This window comes from Bradyrhizobium sp. Ai1a-2 (assembly GCF_000426245.1).
Classification (GTDB): Bacteria; Pseudomonadota; Alphaproteobacteria; order Rhizobiales; family Xanthobacteraceae; genus Bradyrhizobium.
Window position 1 is genome coordinate 1 of the sequence record NZ_AUEZ01000028.1, and the last position, 17,019, is coordinate 17,019.

General features: G+C 64.2%; 15 protein-coding genes. 13 read left to right on the forward strand and 2 right to left on the reverse strand.

Annotated elements, in window-relative coordinates:
• Positions 1–282, reverse strand: a 282-nt coding sequence (locus K288_RS0118715) for an IS5 family transposase (RefSeq protein ID WP_027580940.1), incomplete at its 3' end; no start/stop codon positions are given.
• A 184-nt stretch (positions 283–466) separates the two neighbouring features.
• On the opposite strand from K288_RS0118715, the gene miaB reads away from it, so the two are divergent.
• From miaB to K288_RS0118755, 8 genes are all read left to right on the forward strand, one after another.
• Positions 467–1,867, forward strand: a complete 1,401-nt coding sequence (miaB, locus tag K288_RS0118720; RefSeq protein WP_027580941.1) for a tRNA (N6-isopentenyl adenosine(37)-C2)-methylthiotransferase MiaB — start codon at positions 467–469, stop codon at positions 1,865–1,867.
• 4 nt (positions 1,868–1,871) lie between these two features.
• Positions 1,872–2,927, forward strand: coding sequence for a PhoH family protein (locus K288_RS0118725; protein ID WP_043160195.1), 1,056 nt, complete (start codon positions 1,872–1,874; stop codon positions 2,925–2,927).
• Between the two features lie 83 nt (positions 2,928–3,010).
• Entirely contained in the window at positions 3,011–3,517 is a 507-nt protein-coding gene (gene ybeY / locus K288_RS0118730; protein WP_027580943.1) for an rRNA maturation RNase YbeY, read from the forward strand.
• Between the two features lies 1 nt (position 3,518).
• On the forward strand, positions 3,519–4,652 hold the full coding sequence (locus K288_RS0118735; RefSeq protein WP_027580944.1) for a hemolysin family protein: 1,134 nt from the start codon (positions 3,519–3,521) through the stop codon (positions 4,650–4,652).
• Entirely contained in the window at positions 4,649–6,262 is a 1,614-nt protein-coding gene (gene lnt / locus K288_RS0118740) for an apolipoprotein N-acyltransferase (RefSeq protein WP_027580945.1), read from the forward strand. Before K288_RS0118735 ends, lnt begins: the two co-directional genes overlap by 4 nt.
• Positions 6,263–6,521: 259 nt before the next feature.
• Positions 6,522–6,938: a helix-turn-helix transcriptional regulator gene (locus K288_RS0118745; RefSeq protein WP_027580946.1), complete on the forward strand. Its 417-nt coding sequence runs from the start codon at positions 6,522–6,524 to the stop codon at positions 6,936–6,938.
• A 194-nt stretch (positions 6,939–7,132) separates the two neighbouring features.
• On the forward strand, positions 7,133–8,257 hold the full coding sequence (locus tag K288_RS0118750; RefSeq protein ID WP_027580947.1) for a M20 family metallopeptidase: 1,125 nt from the start codon (positions 7,133–7,135) through the stop codon (positions 8,255–8,257).
• Complete coding sequence (locus K288_RS0118755) at positions 8,257–8,994, forward strand: tRNA (guanine(46)-N(7))-methyltransferase TrmB (protein WP_027580948.1); 738 nt, start codon at positions 8,257–8,259, stop codon at positions 8,992–8,994. Before K288_RS0118750 ends, K288_RS0118755 begins: the two co-directional genes overlap by 1 nt.
• Positions 8,995–8,999: 5 nt before the next feature.
• Here the strand turns inward: K288_RS0118755 and K288_RS0118760 are convergent, their stop codons facing one another.
• The gene (locus tag K288_RS0118760; protein WP_043160199.1) at positions 9,000–10,076 is read right to left on the reverse strand and encodes a DUF2336 domain-containing protein; all 1,077 of its coding nucleotides are present in this window, start codon (positions 10,074–10,076) and stop codon (positions 9,000–9,002) included.
• A 441-nt stretch (positions 10,077–10,517) separates the two neighbouring features.
• Between K288_RS0118760 and rimP the strand changes: the two genes are divergently transcribed.
• The 5 genes from rimP to rbfA all read left to right on the forward strand — a co-directional run bounded on the left by rimP (position 10,518) and on the right by rbfA (position 17,018).
• Positions 10,518–11,282, forward strand: coding sequence for a ribosome maturation factor RimP (gene rimP / locus K288_RS0118770; RefSeq protein ID WP_027580950.1), 765 nt, complete (start codon positions 10,518–10,520; stop codon positions 11,280–11,282).
• 2 nt (positions 11,283–11,284) lie between these two features.
• Complete coding sequence (gene nusA, locus K288_RS0118775; RefSeq protein WP_027580951.1) at positions 11,285–12,892, forward strand: transcription termination factor NusA; 1,608 nt, start codon at positions 11,285–11,287, stop codon at positions 12,890–12,892.
• 15 nt (positions 12,893–12,907) lie between these two features.
• Positions 12,908–13,594 carry an RNA-binding protein gene (locus tag K288_RS0118780; protein WP_027580952.1) on the forward strand — a complete coding sequence of 229 codons (687 nt, stop codon included), beginning with the start codon at positions 12,908–12,910 and terminating at the stop codon, positions 13,592–13,594.
• Between the two features lie 160 nt (positions 13,595–13,754).
• Entirely contained in the window at positions 13,755–16,457 is a 2,703-nt protein-coding gene (infB, locus tag K288_RS0118785) for a translation initiation factor IF-2 (protein ID WP_027580953.1), read from the forward strand.
• Between the two features lie 147 nt (positions 16,458–16,604).
• A complete protein-coding gene (gene rbfA, locus K288_RS0118790; RefSeq protein WP_027580954.1) occupies positions 16,605–17,018 on the forward strand; it encodes a 30S ribosome-binding factor RbfA in 414 nt (137 codons plus the stop codon).
• Position 17,019 lies beyond the last annotated feature (1 nt).

A 17,019-nucleotide genomic window follows, 5' to 3' on the forward strand; every position in this document is an offset into this window, starting at 1 on the left:
CAGGTATTCGAAGTCCGGATCATCCGCCAGCGCTTCGAACATACCTAGCCAGACCCCCTTGGCGCTCCACCGGCTGAAACGTCGGAAGACGCTGTTCCATTCGCCGAACGCTTCGGGCAGATCACGCCACGGCGAACCGGTTCGCACGATCCATAACACGCCCTCGACAAACATCCGGTTGTCGCGGCCTGTCGAACCACGCTGGTCCGGCCGACCGATGATCAAGCCGGAGATACGGTCCCATTGCCTGTCGCTCAGAACGAGCCGATCCGTAACGCCCAAGGCTTCCTCCTAAAAGAAAGCCTTGAATCACGTTCCATCTGATTTGAGAATCCCAAGAGTCCACACAGCCTAGTGCTGACGCACCGTCCCGGAATCACTGCCCCAAAAGCTGGATTTTGACTGCTTTAGGCTATATTTGAGGCCTGCGCCTCGAAGGCGCTCCTTTCCACCCCAAGCAGGTTCCATGACGCCGCCGCGCAAGCTGCACATCAAATCCTATGGCTGCCAGATGAATGTCTACGATGCGCAGCGCATGGTGGATACGTTGGCCGGCGAAGGCTTTGTCGAGACGGCAAACGCCGACGAAGCGGACCTGGTGATCCTCAACACCTGCCATATCCGCGAGAAGGCCTCGGAAAAGGTCTATTCCGAACTCGGGCGGCTGCGCGTGGTGAAGGACGACGCCGCGCGGCAGGGTCGCGACGTGAAAATTGCAGTCGCCGGCTGCGTTGCGCAAGCCGAAGGCGAGGAGATCATTCGCCGCGCACCGACCGTTGACGTCGTGGTTGGCCCGCAGAGCTACCACCGTCTGCCGCAACTCCTGAAGCAGGCGAAAGCAGAAGGCCGCGCGCTTGAGACTGAATTCCCCATCGACGACAAATTCGGGTTTCTGCCGCCGCCGAAGCCCGACGCGATCCGCGCGCGCGGCATTTCCGCGTTCGTCACCGTTCAAGAGGGCTGCGACAAGTTCTGCACCTTCTGCGTCGTGCCCTACACGCGCGGCGCGGAAGTCTCGCGTCCTGCGACAAGGATCATCGAGGATGTGACGCGGCTTGCCGACAACGGCGTGCGCGAGATCACCTTGATCGGGCAGAACGTCAACGCCTATCACGGCGAGGGGCCGGATGGACGAAGCTGGCCGCTCGGCAAGTTGCTTGAACGGCTTGCCACCATTCCCGGCGTGCTGCGGCTGCGCTATTCGACCAGCCATCCCCGCGACGTCGAGGACAGCCTGATCGAGGCGCATCGCGACCTGCCGGCGCTGATGCCGTTCGTGCATCTGCCAGTGCAGTCCGGTTCGGACCGAATCCTGGCAGCCATGAACCGCAAACATACCGCCGATGACTATCGCCGCGTTATCGACCGATTCCGCGCGGTACGCCAAGATATTGCTTTTTCATCGGATTTCATCGTCGGCTTTCCCAACGAAAGTAGGGAAGATTTTTCCGCGACCCTCGCTCTTGTCACGCAAATAGGGTACGCTGCAGCTTATTCGTTCAAATATTCGCCGCGGCCCGGCACGCCAGCGGCGGACATGCGGGAGATTGTGCCAGCGGTAGAAATGGACGAGCGATTGGAGCGGCTCCAGAACTTGATCGACAGCCAGCAATCGGCCTTCAACAAGGCTGCGATCGGCACCACGGTCGATGTGCTGTTCGAACGCGCGGGACGCAATCCCGGCCAGATCCTCGGCCGCACCGCCTATCTGCAGCCCGCGCACGTGATGGCTTCGCCAGACATCGTCGGAAAAGTCCTGCCGGTCAGGATCGACAGCCTTGAGCGCTACAGCCTGCTCGGCGAGCTCGCCGCGCATCATGCGCAGCCGCAACGATCCGGTCTTTCGCAAACGACCATTGGAGCCTGAACCCTTGCCAAAAAGCGCATCGGATTCAACTTCGCTTGCTCCCAGCCGCAAACCTGACCGCGACATGCAGATCCCGCCAGAGACCCAGGTCGTCATTGACTTCGACGACAACCGCGCCGCTTCCGCGCTGGTCGGCCCTTATGGGCAGAATCTGGCGCAGATCGAACGCCGGCTCGGCGTCGTCGTGGATTCCCGCGGCAACCAGATCACCATCGCCGGCTCCCGCGACGGCTGCGACGCCGCGCGACGCGTGCTGGAGACGCTCTATGGCCAGGCCACGCAGGGGCATGACCTTTCGCAGGGCGACGTCGAAGGTGCGATCCGTGCCGTGATCGCGCAGGGCTCGCTGTTCGAATTCGACGCCAAGACCGCAAAGCCCTCGTTCGAGACCATCAATCTGCGCAAGCGCCCCGTGCGCGCACGCACCGCCGCGCAGGATTCCTACATCCGCGCGCTGAAGCGGCACGAGCTGGTGTTCGGCGTCGGGCCTGCCGGTACCGGCAAGACCTGGCTTGCGGTTGCCTATGCAGCGCAATTGTTCGAGCGCAAGGAAGTCGATCGCATCATCCTGTCGCGGCCGGCGGTCGAGGCCGGCGAGCGGCTAGGCTTTTTGCCCGGCGATCTCCGCGAGAAGGTCGACCCCTATCTCCGGCCGATCTATGACGCGCTCTATGACCTGATGGATGCGCGCGTCGTGGAGCGCGCGCTGCAGGGCGGCGAGATCGAGATCGCGCCGCTCGCCTTCATGCGCGGCCGCACACTGACAAACGCCGTCATCATCCTGGATGAAGCACAAAACACCACCTCGATGCAGATGAAGATGTTCCTGACGCGGCTTGGCGAGAACAGCCGCATGATCGTCACCGGCGACCCCTCGCAGGTCGACTTGCCCCACGGCCAGGCCTCGGGACTGGCCGAAGCGGTAAGCCTGCTGGAAGGCGTCGAGGGCATCGCACAGGTGCGCTTCACCGCGGAGGATGTGATCCGTCACGAATTGGTGGCACGGATCGTCGCGGCCTATGAGGGATTGCCACAGCGGCAGGTCGCCGCCAAATCTTGATGTCATCAGCCGGCCTCACGGACCTGCCGCAAGCGGGTTCCGGCCGCAACCCGAACGCCTAGAAACAACTTTTTGGAACGACCGTGTCTTCCGCCCTCCCCGCTACCGAGGTTCTCGTCACTGCCGATTGCTGGCAGACCGAGCCGGATGCCGAAGCGGTGATCCATCGGGCCATCGAGGCCGCCGCCGAGATCGCCGAAACCGATGTCGGCGAGGCCGAACTGGCAGTCATGCTGACGGATGATTCCGGAATCCGGACGCTGAACAGCAATTGGCGCGGCATCGACAAGCCGACCAACGTGCTGTCGTTTCCGGCGTTGCAGCCGAAGGGCGCTCAGGGGCCGGACGACTGCCCGCGCATGCTCGGCGATATCGCAATCGCCTATGAGACGACGCGCAGGGAGGCCGACGAGGAGCAGAAGCCGTTCGACCATCATTTGAGCCACCTCGCGGTGCACGGTTTCCTGCATCTGATCGGCTACGACCACGAAAACGACGACGACGCCGAGCAAATGGAAGAGCTCGAGCGCGAAATCCTCGCGCAGCTCGGCATTCCCGATCCGTATGCGGACCGGGAGCGGATGGACTGAAATGGCGGACTCCGAACCTACCCACGACAACCCGCGCGATGTGCGCAACCTGCCGGCCGTGGTGCCGGACGAGGCCCAGCGGCCCATAGCGGAGAGCTGGCTGCTGCGCGCGATCCGCACCTTGTTCGGCTGGAAGGCGGGATCGGTTCGCGACGACCTGCAGGTGGTGCTCGATGCGTCGACGCCCGATGACGTGAACTTTTCCGCCGTCGAGCGCACGATGCTGCGCAACATCCTCAATCTGCATGAGCGGCGTATCGCCGACGTGATGGTGCATCGCGCCGACATTGTCGCGGTGAAGCGCGACACCCCGCTCGGCGAATTGATGAGCCTGTTCGAAAGCGCCGCGCATTCGCGCCTCGTGGTCTACAACGAAACCCTCGATGATCCCGAGGGCATGGTGCATATCCGCGACCTGCTCGCCTTCATGACCGCAAGAGCACGCGTCAGCGATACCGGCAAGACGCGTCGCAAGAAGCCGCTGCCCGCCGGCCTCGACCTTCGCGCGGTCGATCTGGCGCTGCCGCTTCAGGAAGCGAGCATCATCCGAAAACTTCTTTATGTCCCGCCGTCGATGCGCGCGATCGACCTCTTGGTGCAGATGCAGGCCACGCGCATTCACCTCGCGCTGGTGGTCGACGAATATGGCGGCACCGACGGGCTGGTGACGATCGAGGACCTCGTCGAGGAAATCGTCGGCGAGATCGACGACGAGCACGACAGCGACGAGCCGCCATCGATCGTTCGACAACCGGACAACTCGTTCATCGCCGACGCCCGGGCAAGCCTCGATGATGTCCGCTCCGTGATCGGCGAAGATTTCGTGACAGGCGAAGCCGGCGAGGAGGTCGAGACGCTCGGCGGCTATCTGGTGTCGTTTGTCGGCCGCGTGCCGGTGCGTGGCGAGTTGATTTCAGGCCCGGGTAATTTCGAGGTCGAGGTGCTCGACGCCGACCCGCGACGTGTCAAGCGCGTGCGGATCGCGACGCGCAAGGAACGCAATGTCCCGCGCAAGGAGCGCGAGAGCCGTCGCCGCGGCGAGACTGCGCCCGATGCCAGCCCGCAGGCCGATGTCGGCCCGCAGACCAACGACACCGCGCCTCCGCCGTCCGGCGATGGAGCCGGCCCGCAGTGAGATTTTCCGATCAACTCCGCGCGGCCGGGCTTTCGATCATCCTGACCTGGGGATGGAAGCGCGCCGTCATTGCGCTCGTCGCCGGCGCCCTGTCCTCGCTCGCGATGGCGCCGTTCAACGCCTGGCCAATCCTGTTCCTGACCTTCCCGGTCGCGGTCTGGCTGATCGACGGCGCCGGCGCCGGCAAGTGGCGCGGCATCCCGGCGGCGGCGCTCTCCGGCTATTGGTTCGGGCTCGGTTACTTCGTGCCCGGGCTTTACTGGACCGGTTATGCTTTCCTGGTCGACGCGCAGACCTTCGCCTGGCTGATGCCGTTTGCGGTGCTGGGCCTGCCCGCCTATCTCGCACTGTTTCCCGCGCTCGGCTTTGCGCTGGCGCGCCTGCTCTGGACACCCGACAGTTTCCGCGTGCTGGCGCTGGCAGCGAGCCTGACGATCGCCGAATGGCTGCGCGGCCATGTCCTGTCAGGGTTTCCCTGGAACGCCTTCGGCTATGCGCTGTCAGAACCACTGGCGCTCGCGCAAACCGCATCGCTGATCGGATTGTGGGGCATGACGTTCCTTGCCGTCGCAATCTTTGCAAGTCCAGCCGTCTTGATCGATGGCAAATCGTCCAACCGAAAGCTGTGGCGGGTACCGGTCACAGCGCTGGTCGTTCTCGCGGCCATGCTGGTTTTCGGCGCGGTGCGGCTGTCGCGGCTGCCGACCACAATGGTCGCCAACGTCAAGCTGCGCATCATGCAGCCCAACCTGCAGCAGGACGTCAAGTTCAACTACTCCGCCAAAGCGGAGGTGATGAGGAAATATCTGACGCTCTCCGATCGCGCCTCCGGTCCGCAGTCCACGGGCGTGCGCGACGCCAGCATCCTGATCTGGCCGGAATCGGCGTTTCCATTTTTCCTGACGCGCGAGGCCGACGCGATGGCGCAGATCGCCGAGCTTCTGCCGCAAGGCACCGTGCTGATCACGGGCTCGGTGCGCGCCCCCGACCTGCCGCCGGGCGCCCGCATCACGCGGGCTTACAATTCGATCTATGTCATCGACCACGACGGCAGCGTGCTGTCGGTTTACGACAAGCTGCACCTGGTGCCGTTCGGCGAGTATCTGCCGTTTCAGGAACTGATGGAAAAGCTCGGCTTCGTGCAACTTACGAAAGTTCACGGCGGCTTCATCCCCGGCCAGCGGCGTCACGCGCTGGACATCCCGAATGCGCCGCGCGCACTACCGCTGATCTGCTATGAGGCGATTTTCCCGGGCGACATTGACATCCACGACGATCGGCCGGGCTGGATCATCAACGTCACCAATGACGGTTGGTTTGGAATCTCGACCGGCCCCTATCAGCATCTACAGCAGGCGCGGCTGCGCGCGATCGAGGAAGGCCTGCCCGTCGTTCGCGCAGCGAACACCGGAATCTCCGCGGTCATCGATCCGACCGGGCGGATTGTCGCAGAACTCGGTCTCGGCATCGAAGGCGTACTCGACGCCAGATTGCCGGCCGCCATTCCGCCGACGCTATATGCACGCTTCAGTGACATACCCGCGGCGATCATTCTGCTCGTCGCATTGTTGCTCGTGGTCGGACGGCGTGTTGCCCGGCGCAAATTTTGACGCCAACGGTCGCTCGATTGTTGCTTGCGCAAGGAAAAATTTAGCAGGCGCGCTTACCCCGGTTGACAGAACCGCCGCGTCATTCGCATTCTATGGTTCCAAGCCAAACTGAAATCCTGCCAGCACAGTTGCTCAAATTGTCCGTATTCGTCTCTGATCCTCCCCGCAGGATTTTGACGATACCGGCACCTGATGCATACTCAATGCCCGTTTTGCCTCAGCCGCCGGGCGCGTAGGTCCTTCCCAGGAGAGTCCGAAGATGTCTACCAAAGCGCCCAATCCTGTTGACAAATATGTCGGCAGCCGTGTCCGCATGCGGCGGATCATGTTGGGCATGAGCCAGGAAAAACTGGGAGAAAGGCTCGGCCTCACCTTCCAGCAGATCCAGAAATACGAGAAGGGTACCAACCGCGTCGGCGCCAGCCGCCTGCAGCAGATTTCCGAGATCCTGCAGGTGCCGGTTTCGTTCCTGTTCGACGGCGGACCAAGCGGCTCGACAACGCCGGAAGGCTTCAGCGAAGGCGCCTCGCCCAGTTACGTTTCCGACTTTCTCGCAACCTCCGAGGGGCTGGCGCTGACGCGCGCCTTCACGCGCATCGCCGACGCCAAGCTCCGCCGCAGCATCGTCGAACTGGTCGAGCAGATCGCCGCCCGCGAAGGTCCCGACCAACGCTGATCGGCATCATCATTCCCGCGACATGACGATTGACGCGCCCGCCGACGCGGGCGCATGACGTTGGCTCAATCGTTCGCAGGTCATGGTCCGATTGGACGGAATCGGATCATGATCTCATCTCTTTGTTCGAGCATGATCTTTCCGGAAAACCGGTTTCCACTTTTCCGGATCATGCTCTAGATACCGGCGCACCAATGACCATCACATCGTTCAATCCCGCGGAGATTCTCCACGGCATCCGCCAATGGGTGGAGATCGAGACGCCGACAGAAGCGCCCGAACAGGTCAACAAGCTCGCCGATCTCGTCGCCGATGGCTATCGCGAGCTACCGATCACCCTTGAGCGGATCGCCGGCCGGAACGGATGCGGCGATCATCTCGTCGCGCGCTCGGCCTGGGGCCAGGACGCACCGGGAATCCTGGTGCTGAGCCATCTGGATACCGTGCACCCGCTCGGCTTCATCCAGCGCCTGCCGTTCAGGATCGACGGCGACAGCGCTTTCGGTCCCGGCATCTACGACATGAAGGGCGGCGCCTATCTGGCCTATCACGCGTTCAGGGAAATTTGCGCCAATGGCGCGCGCTCGCCGCTCGGCGTGACCCAGCTCTACGTTTCCGATGAGGAGATTGGCAGCCCGACCTCTCGGGCGCTGATCGAAGCGGAGGGCCGCAAAGCCAAATATGTGCTGGTGACCGAGCCGGCGCGCGATGGCGGCAAGATCGTAACCGGGCGCAAGGGCGTCGCCCGCTTCGAGATCTTCGTCAAGGGTGTGCCCTCGCACGCCGGCACGCGGCCCGAGGACGGCCGAAGCGCAATCCGCGAACTCGGCAACATCATCCAGACGCTGGAGGCGATGAACGATCTGAAGCGCGGCGTCACCGTCAATGTCGGCGTGGTCAGAGGCGGCACCAAGCCGAACGTGATCGCGGAAGAAGCCTATGCCGAGGTCGATATGCGCGTGCCTGCTGCCGCCGACGCCGAAGAGCTGGTGCCGAAGATCCTCAATCTGAAATCGCGCACCGACGGCGTCAGCGTCAAAGTGGTCGGCGAATTGAACCGGCCGCCTTACGAGAAGACCAACGCCGGCGCGGCGCTCTACGAGCACGCCCGGACGCTTGCAACCGAGATCGGTTTCGACCTCGTCGACACCTCGACCGGCGGCGGCTCCGACGGCAATTTCACAGCGCTGCATACGGCGACGCTCGACGGCCTCGGCGTCGATGGCAAGGGCGCGCATACCCATTACGAGCAGATGTACATCTCATCGATCGAGCCGCGGGCGCGGCTGCTCTATCGGCTGTACCAGACGCTGCGATGATGAACGCTGCGCGCCATCACGATCGCGATGCGCCGCCGGATGACGGCGCGATCGCGCACGGGCAAGGCTCATTCTTCGGACGGCGCAAGGGCCACAAGCTGCGCGCGCATCAGGCCGATCTGATCGAGCATCTGCTGCCGCATCTGGCGCTCGACATCGCAAGCCCCGCGCCGGCCAGCCTGACCGAACTGTTCGATGACAAGGTTGAGGATGTCAGGCTCGAGATCGGATTTGGCGGCGGCGAGCACCTCGTCGCCGAGGCCCGCGCGTTCGCGAATATCGGCTTCATCGGCTGCGAGCCCTATGTCAACGGGATGGCCAAGATCCTGACCCAGATCGAGGCGCACAATATCGGCAACATCCGCCTGTTCGCGGGCGACGCCGCCGAGCTACTCGCCTGGGCGCCGTCACAATCGATGCGGCGCATCGACCTGATCCATCCCGACCCCTGGCCGAAGCGGCGGCACTGGAAGCGCCGCTTTGTCCAGGACGCCACCGTTGCCGCAATGGCGCGCGTCCTCAAGGGAGGCGGCGAATTCCGCTTCGTCAGCGACATCGACGATTACTGCGCCTGGACGCTATGGCACCTGATGCGCGCGCCCGATTTCACATGGCTGGCGGAGCGCGCCTCCGACTGGCAGGCGCCGTGGCCCGACTACACGATGACGCGCTATGGCGCCAAAGCCGAGCGCGAGGGACGACGCGCAACATATTTGCGGTTTCGTAGAGCCGGCTGAAGCCATTACCGCGTCTTCCAGAAATCCACGACGCGCTGGGCGGTGGAGGGCATCAGGCGGGTGAAGTTCAGCCGGGCGTTCTCGATGTCGGCGGGTGACGGCACCCGGTTGGGGCCGAGGCGGAGCAGGATCAGCGCGCGTACGGTGGCCCATTCGAGGCCGATGGTCTTGCCCGCGATCAGAATGGGATCGTAGCGGTCGCCCGCGATCAGGCGATCGAGCGTTGCGATTTTGACGCCGGTCATCGCGGCCAGCGCGCACACCGCCTCCTCGTATTTGAACGACTTGGCGAACTCGAGCAGCGCAACTTCGTTCAATTGACTGGCGTGATGAAGCGCGAGGATCGTGCGCTGAGCCGGAGCGAAATCGCGCGCGCTGTCGACCTTCTCGCGCATGCCGTTGATCTCGCGGATCGCCTGCTTGATCGCGGCCTGCCGCTCCGGCTTGACCGCGTCGAACAGGCGGCGGCGGACGATCTCGACGGAGCCTGCCACCAGCGTCTTCAACTGCTCGGGCGACAGATCCGCACGCTGACCGACCGCGAGCGTCAGCACGCTGTCCTGGCTGGCGCGCCGGATCAGCGTCGAATAGCCGCTCGTCGAGAATTCGGCGCCGGCATTGCCGGCCGCGCGTCTGACAACGTCGCGATCGCCGCGGCGGACGATGACGTCGGTCAGATCGGCGGAGAGCTTCGGCCGCTCCGCCATCGCGAGCAGATGCGCCTGCCCCTTCGCGCGCGCGATCTCGACCAGAACCTGCTCGTCGATGACAGGCGACCACCGCAAGAGCGGCCCGGCGATCGCGATCTCGTCCTCGCGTGCAAGCTGCCCGACCAGGCTGCGCGGCGCATTCGACAGCAGCGACAGGCGTTCGGCGAGCTCCGCCCGCGCCGTTCGCTCGACGTAGGGGACCAGGCTGGTCAGGACGCCGTCGAACAGATCGACATGGTCGGTGCTGAAACTTGCTGCCCCCTGCAGGAACAATTCGCCGATCCGGCGCGCGGCCTCGGCGCGGCGCCTGGGGTCGCCGGTACGCACGATCTCGTCAAGTTCAGGGATCAGCGCGGTCGCTGTCGTCGTCATAAGCCTACCCAAACCGGCCCGCCGTGCCGATTTTTGCGGCGCAATCTAGGTGGCGTTCGTGAATGAAGCGTTAGATATTCGTACCCAACTGCCCGATAGCGCAAATTTGCTCGGCCGCGGCCTCCGCGCCCTTGCCGGACCGGGCAAAAAGCGCTATATCGGCAGCGACTTAAAGTTCTCATACGATCGCGTATTGAGAGTGGGCCCCTCCGGACCCGCTCTTTTTTATTACCCGAACGAACCCGGCCGAGCCTGGTCCGGTTCGGGTGACGCAACCAGAGCATGAACCGGAACTGCGGAGGCCTGTTATCCGCAAGGATCGTGCTCAAACACGAGAGATAAGATCATGACCCGATCAGCTGATCGTATCATGATCAGGCGCCGGTCGAGGGCCGGCTAACAACAGAACCGACAGCTCAAGACGTATCATTGACCCTGGATATGACCGATCCAACCGCTGGTTCCGTCAATGCCGAACTGCTCGCCGAGCCGCGGCTCGTCGTCGAGCCGGGCGCTGCGGCGCGCGTGTCGGCAGTCGCCACGCCGGTCCTGCAGGGACTGGGCTACCGTCTGGTGCGGATCAAGATCACCGGCGATGCCGGCTGCACCGTCCAGATCATGGCGGAACGGCCGGACGGCTCGATGCAGATCGAGGATTGCGAGGCGATCTCGCGCGCACTGTCGCCGGTGCTCGACATCGCCGATCCGATCGACCGGGCCTACCGGCTTGAAATCTCTTCGCCGGGGATCGATCGCCCGCTGGTGCGGCGTTCGGATTTCGAGCGCTATGCCAGCCACCTCGTGAAGATCGAGATGGCGGTGGCGCATCAGGGCCGCAAGCGGTTCCGCGGCACCCTGAACGGCGTCGAGGGCAACGCGGTGCGCCTACATCGGGATGACACACGCGAGGGCGAAGATGCGGAGGTCTTGCTGGCGATGGAAGACATCGCCGAAGCAAGGCTGGTGCTGACCGACGAGCTGATCGCTGAATCGATGCGGCGCGGCAAGGCTCAAGAGCGCGAGCTGCGCCGCGAACTGGGGCTGGCCCCGCCACAACCCGCGCATGCGAAGAAGAGCGATCCGAGCAAGAGCCATAAGCCGAAACAAGGGACCGGCAAGAAGCCGGCTCCGAAGAACACTAAACAACACCGCCTCGCCGCCGAACGGCTGCGCCGGGGCGAGACCGAGCCTGACGAAGGAGACTAGCCATGGCAGTCAGCGCCAATCGACTTGAACTGCTGCAGATCGCCGACGCTGTTGCGCGCGAAAAATCGATCGACCGCGGCATCGTGATCGCCGCGATGGAGGACGCCATCGCGAAAGCGGCGCGCGCGCGGTACGGCAGCGAGACCGACGTCCACGCCGAGATCGACCCCAAGAAGGGCGAGCTCCGCCTGTCGCGCCACATGCTGGTGGTCGACGTGGTCGAGAACTCTTCCAACCAGATTTCGCTGGCCGATGCCCAGCGCGCCAATCCCGGCGCCCGTGTCGGCGACACCATCGCCGACACCCTGCCGCCGCTCGAATACGGCCGCATCGCCGCGCAATCCGCCAAACAGGTGATCGTGCAGAAGGTGCGCGAGGCCGAGCGCGACCGGCAATACCAGGAATTCAAGGACCGCATCGGCGACATCGTCAACGGCATCGTCAAGCGCGTCGAATATGGCAGCGTGATCGTCGACCTCGGACGTGGCGAGGCCATCATCCGCCGCGACGAAATGCTGCCGCGCGAAGTGTTCCGCAACGGCGACCGCGTCCGCGCCTACATCTTCGACGTCCGCCGCGAGACCCGCGGTCCGCAGATCTTCCTGTCGCGCACCCATCCGCAATTCATGGCGAAGCTGTTCGCGCAGGAAGTGCCCGAGATCTATGACGGCATCGTCGAGATCAAGGCGGTGGCCCGCGATCCCGGCTCGCGCGCCAAGATCGGCGTGATCTCGCGGGATTCCTCGGTCGATCCGGTCGGCGCCTGCGTCGGCATGCGCGGCTCGCGCGTGCAGGCCGTGGTCAACGAATTGCAGGGCGAGAAGATCGACATCATCCCGTGGTCGCCCGACATCGCGACCTTCGTCGTCAACGCGCTGGCGCCGGCCGAGGTCGCCAAGGTCGTGATCGACGAGGACCGCGAGCGCATCGAGGTCGTGGTGCCCGACACCAACAACCAGCTTTCGCTGGCGATCGGCCGCCGCGGCCAGAATGTCCGCCTCGCCTCGCAGCTCACCGGCTGGGATATCGATATCCTGACCGAGCAGGAAGAGTCTGAGCGTCGCCAGGCCGACTTCGAGAATTCGACCCGCGTCTTCATGGAGGCGCTGAACGTCGATGAGGTCGTCGGCCAGCTGCTGGCGTCGGAAGGCTTCACCTCGGTCGAGGAACTCGCGCTGGTGGATGTCAAGGAACTCGCCGGCATCGAAGGCTTCGACGAGGAAACCGCGACCGAACTGCAGAACCGCGCCAAGGAATATCTGGAGCAGCTCGAGGCCGAGCTGGAAGCCAAGCGCAAGGAACTCGGCGTCGAGGATGCCATGAAGACCGTTCCCGGCATAACCTCGAAGATGCTGGTCAAGCTCGGCGAGAACGACGTCAAGACCGTCGAGGATCTCGCCGGCTGCGCCACCGACGATCTGGTCGGCTGGACCGAGCGCAAGGACGGCGGCGAACAGACCAAGCATACGGGGTTCCTCGACGGGATCGATATCTCCCGCGAGGATGCCGAGGCGATGATCATGCAGGCCCGCGTGAAGGCCGGCTGGATCACCGAGGCTGACCTCGCCAAGCAGAACGCCGAGGCTGAAGCCGAAGAACAAACGGCTTAAGGAGATGCGAAACGCATGCTCGCAATGGCTGACACCGATCTGGATCATGGGCCGCGGACCGAAAAGTCCGCGACCATGCGGATGTGCGCGGTCAGCCGCGAGGTGCGCCCGATCGATGAGCTGATCCGCTTCGTCGTCGCCCCCACCGGCGAGGTGATCGCCGATGTCAAACGCAAGCTGCCGGGGCGCGGCCTCTGGCTTTCGGCCTCACGGCGCACGGTTGCGGAAGCGGTCCGGCGTCACCAGTTTAGCAGGGGATTCAAGCGCGACGTCCGCGTCGCGGCAACTCTGCCCGATGATACCGAAGCACTGCTGGTTCGCAGCAGCCTCGAGGCGCTGGCGATGGCCGCCAAGGCCGGCCAGGTCGTTTCCGGGTTCGGCAAGGTCGAGGACGCGTTGTCGCAGCGGGAAAGACCCCCAGGTCTGATCCATGCTTCCGATGCGGCCCCCGACGGAGTCCGCAAATTGGACGCGATCCTGCGGCAAAGGGGCGGAAAAGACCAAGATTCGTTGAAAATATCTGTCGTCACCGCCCTGACATCGGCACAATTGGATTTGGCACTGGGCCGGTCAAATGTGATACATGCTGCCCTGCTCGCGGGCCCGGCGAGCAAGACGTTCCTGTCGCGCTGCCAGCTTCTGGTCCGATACCGGATGGCCGACGACGACAAGACCGCCGATGCGGCCAGAAATTCTAGCTAGAGCATGATCGGGAAAAGGGGAAACCGGCTTTCCGAAAAGATCATGTTCAAACAACAAGGTGGAACGGGATGACGGTCCGAGGACACTCATTTCGCTCTTTTGGGACTGCGACGACGACGCGTGCGGATAGGCACAACGCTAACGAGATTAGGACTGCTGAATGGTTGATACCAAAACCCCTGGCGACAAGACTTTGAGTGTCCCGAGCAAGACCTTGACGCTGAAGCCACGCGTCGAGACGGGCACCGTGCGCCAGAGCTTCAGCCATGGCCGCAGCAAGCAGGTTGTGGTCGAAAAGCGCGGCAAGCGCCGCGTCGGTGGCGATGGCCCCGGAACCGAGCCGCATGCGCCCGAGCCGGTCGTGGCCAAGCCCGCGCCGCCGCCCGCCAGGCCGCTCGGCCGTCCCGGCGGACCTTCCCCATCGCAGCGCAACTCTGGCGGATCAGGCGTGGTCCTGCGCTCCCTGACCGAAGATGAACGCTCGGCCCGCGCCAGCGCGCTCGCCGACGCCCGGCAGCGTGAGATCGAGGAGCGGCGGCAGGCCGAAGAGGAAGCCAAGCGCCGCGCCAGCCGCGAAATCGCCGAGCGCGCCGAGCGCGAAGCTGCCGAAGCCCGTCGGGTCGCCGAAGAGGAACGTCATCGCCAGGAAGAGGAAGCCAAGCGCAAGGCCGAGATCGAGGCCAAGCGGCGCTTTGGCGAAGGCGAAGCCAAGCCGGCCGCTGCAGCACCGGCATCGGCAGCTCCAGCCCGTGCGCCGGCACCGGCGGCTCCAGCAGCCCGTACCCCAGCGACAGCCCGTACGCCGGCGACCCCGGCACGCGCACCAGCGTCGGCTCCAGCGGCGAAGGCGCCGGGCGTCGCCGCCGAGCCGGATGAAGACGAGGGTCCGCGCCAGGTCCGCCGTGGTCCTGGCGGCGCCATGCGCCCCGTGGCCGCCCCGAAGACCACCCACAAGCCGGGTCCGCAGAAGCAGCGTGGCCGCTTGACGGTTGTCACCGCGCTCGACGCCGACGACGTGCGCGAACGCTCGATCGCGTCCTTCCGCCGCCGCACCCAGCGCCTCAAGGGCATGAGCTCGAACGAGCCGAAAGAAAAGCTGATCCGCGAAGTCACGATCCCGGAAGTCATCACGATTCAGGAACTCGCCAACCGCATGTCCGAGCGCGCGGTCGACGTCATCCGCATGCTGATGAAGCAGGGCGCGATGCACAAGATCACCGACGTGATCGATGCCGACACCGCGCAACTGATCGCCGAGGAACTGGGTCACACGGTGAAGCGCGTGGCTGCGTCCGACGTCGAGGAAGGCCTGTTCGACGTCGTCGACGATTCCACCGATACCGAGCCGCGTTCGCCCGTCGTCACGGTCATGGGCCATGTCGACCACGGCAAGACCTCGCTGCTCGACGCACTTCGTCATGCCAACGTGGTCTCCGGCGAAGCCGGCGGCATCACCCAGCATATCGGCGCCTATCAGGTGTCTTCGCCGGAAAGCGGCACGAAGATCACCTTCATCGACACGCCCGGCCACGCCGCGTTCACCGCGATGCGTGCGCGCGGCGCCAAGGTCACCGATATCGTGGTGCTGGTGGTCGCGGCCGACGACGGCGTGATGCCGCAGACGGTTGAAGCGATCAATCACGCCAAGGCCGCCAGAGTCCCGATCATCGTCGCGATCAACAAGATCGACAAGCCGGACGCGCGGCCCGAGCGCGTGCGTACGGAATTGCTGCAGCATGAGGTGCAGGTCGAATCGCTCGGCGGCGATGTCGTCGATGTCGAAGTCTCCGCCAAGAACGGAACCAATCTCGACCGGCTGCTCGAAATGATCGCGCTGCAGGCCGAAATCCTCGACCTCAAGACCAACTCGCAGCGTCCGGCCGAAGGCACCGTGATCGAGGCCAAGCTGGACCGCGGCCGTGGTCCGGTCGCAACCGTGCTGGTGCAGCGCGGCACGCTCAGGGTCGGCGACATCATCGTCGCCGGCGCCGAGATGGGCCGCGTCCGCGCGCTGATCTCGGACCAGGGCGAGAATCTCGACGAAGCCGGTCCGTCCGTGCCGGTCGAGGTGCTCGGCTTCAACGGGCCGCCCGAAGCCGGCGATCGGCTTGCGGTGGTCGAGAACGAAGCCCGTGCCCGCCAGATCACGAGCTACCGCGCGCATCAGAAGCGCGAGAACGCCGCCGCCTCGATCTCGGGCATGCGCGGCTCGCTCGAGCAGATGATGTCGCAGCTCAAGACCGCGGGCCGCAAGGAATTCCCGCTGATCGTGAAGGCGGACGTGCAGGGCTCGCTGGAAGCGATCCTTGGCTCGCTGGAAAAGCTCGGCACCGAGGAAGTCGCCGCCCGCATCCTGCATGCCGGCGTCGGCGGCATCTCCGAGTCCGACGTCACGCTGGCGGAAGGCTTCAACGCCGCGATCATCGGCTTCTCGGTGCGCGCCAACAAGGAGGCGGCGGCCGCTGCCAAGCGCAACGGCATCGAGATCCGCTACTACAACATCATCTACGATCTGGTGGATGACATCAAAAAGGCGATGTCCGGCCTGCTCGCACCGACCCTGCGCGAGACCATGCTCGGCAACGCCCAGATCCTGGAGGTGTTCAACATCTCCAAGGTCGGCAAGGTCGCCGGCTGCCGCGTCACCGACGGTACGGTCGAACGCGGTGCCAATGTCCGCCTGATCCGCGACAACGTCGTCGTGCACGAAGGCAAGCTGTCGACGCTGAAGCGCTTCAAGGATGAAGTGAAGGAAGTCGTCGCCGGCCAGGAATGCGGCATGGCATTCGAGAACTACGGCGACATGCGTGTCGGCGACATGATCGAATGCTACCGTGTCGAAACGATCCAGCGCTCTCTGTAAGTCCAAGTCTTACGAAGCGCGGGAATTTTCGAGCTGAACCGTCATGCCCCGCGGAGGCGGGGCATCCAGTATCGCAATTGATTCTAGGCACAAAATACCGGATCGCCCGCTTTCGCGGGTGATGCCGGTAATTTGGGATTTTAGATAATGCCCCGTCATCAGAAGAAGAGTTCCGCCGCCGGCGGCTCGCAACGCCAGCTGCGCGTCGGCGAGACGGTGCGCCACGCGGTTGCCGAGATTCTCTCGCACGGTGATGTCCACGATCCGGATCTCCAAGGCCACATCATCACCGTTCCCGAGGTGCGAATGTCGCCGGACCTGAAGCTCGCGACCATCTATGTGATGCCGCTCGGCGGACGCGACACCGAGACCGTGATCGCTGCGCTCGATCGCAACAAGAAATTCCTCCGTGGCGAGATCGCGCACCGCGTTAACCTGAAATTTGCACCTGACATCCGTTTTCGCGTCGACGACCGATTCGACGAAGCGGAACGTATCGAGAAATTACTGAGAACACCTGCGGTGCAGCGCGATCTTGCACCCGACTCGGACGACGAATGAG

Excerpts from the sequence above, each read along its gene's own strand:
- miaB (WP_027580941.1), top strand. The coding sequence starts at position 467 with ATGACGCCGCCGCGCAAGCTGCACATCAAATCCTATGGCTGCCAGATG.
- K288_RS0118735 (WP_027580944.1), top strand. The coding sequence starts at position 3,519 with ATGGCGGACTCCGAACCTACCCACGACAACCCGCGCGATGTGCGCAAC.
- K288_RS0118745 (WP_027580946.1), top strand. The coding sequence starts at position 6,522 with ATGTCTACCAAAGCGCCCAATCCTGTTGACAAATATGTCGGCAGCCGT.
- K288_RS0118750 (WP_027580947.1), top strand. The coding sequence starts at position 7,133 with ATGACCATCACATCGTTCAATCCCGCGGAGATTCTCCACGGCATCCGC.
- K288_RS0118755 (WP_027580948.1), top strand. The coding sequence starts at position 8,257 with ATGAACGCTGCGCGCCATCACGATCGCGATGCGCCGCCGGATGACGGC.
- K288_RS0118760 (WP_043160199.1), bottom strand. The coding sequence starts at position 10,076 with ATGACGACGACAGCGACCGCGCTGATCCCTGAACTTGACGAGATCGTG.
- rimP (WP_027580950.1), top strand. The coding sequence starts at position 10,518 with ATGACCGATCCAACCGCTGGTTCCGTCAATGCCGAACTGCTCGCCGAG.
- nusA (WP_027580951.1), top strand. The coding sequence starts at position 11,285 with ATGGCAGTCAGCGCCAATCGACTTGAACTGCTGCAGATCGCCGACGCT.
- K288_RS0118780 (WP_027580952.1), top strand. The coding sequence starts at position 12,908 with ATGCTCGCAATGGCTGACACCGATCTGGATCATGGGCCGCGGACCGAA.
- infB (WP_027580953.1), top strand. The coding sequence starts at position 13,755 with ATGGTTGATACCAAAACCCCTGGCGACAAGACTTTGAGTGTCCCGAGC.
- rbfA (WP_027580954.1), top strand. The coding sequence starts at position 16,605 with ATGCCCCGTCATCAGAAGAAGAGTTCCGCCGCCGGCGGCTCGCAACGC.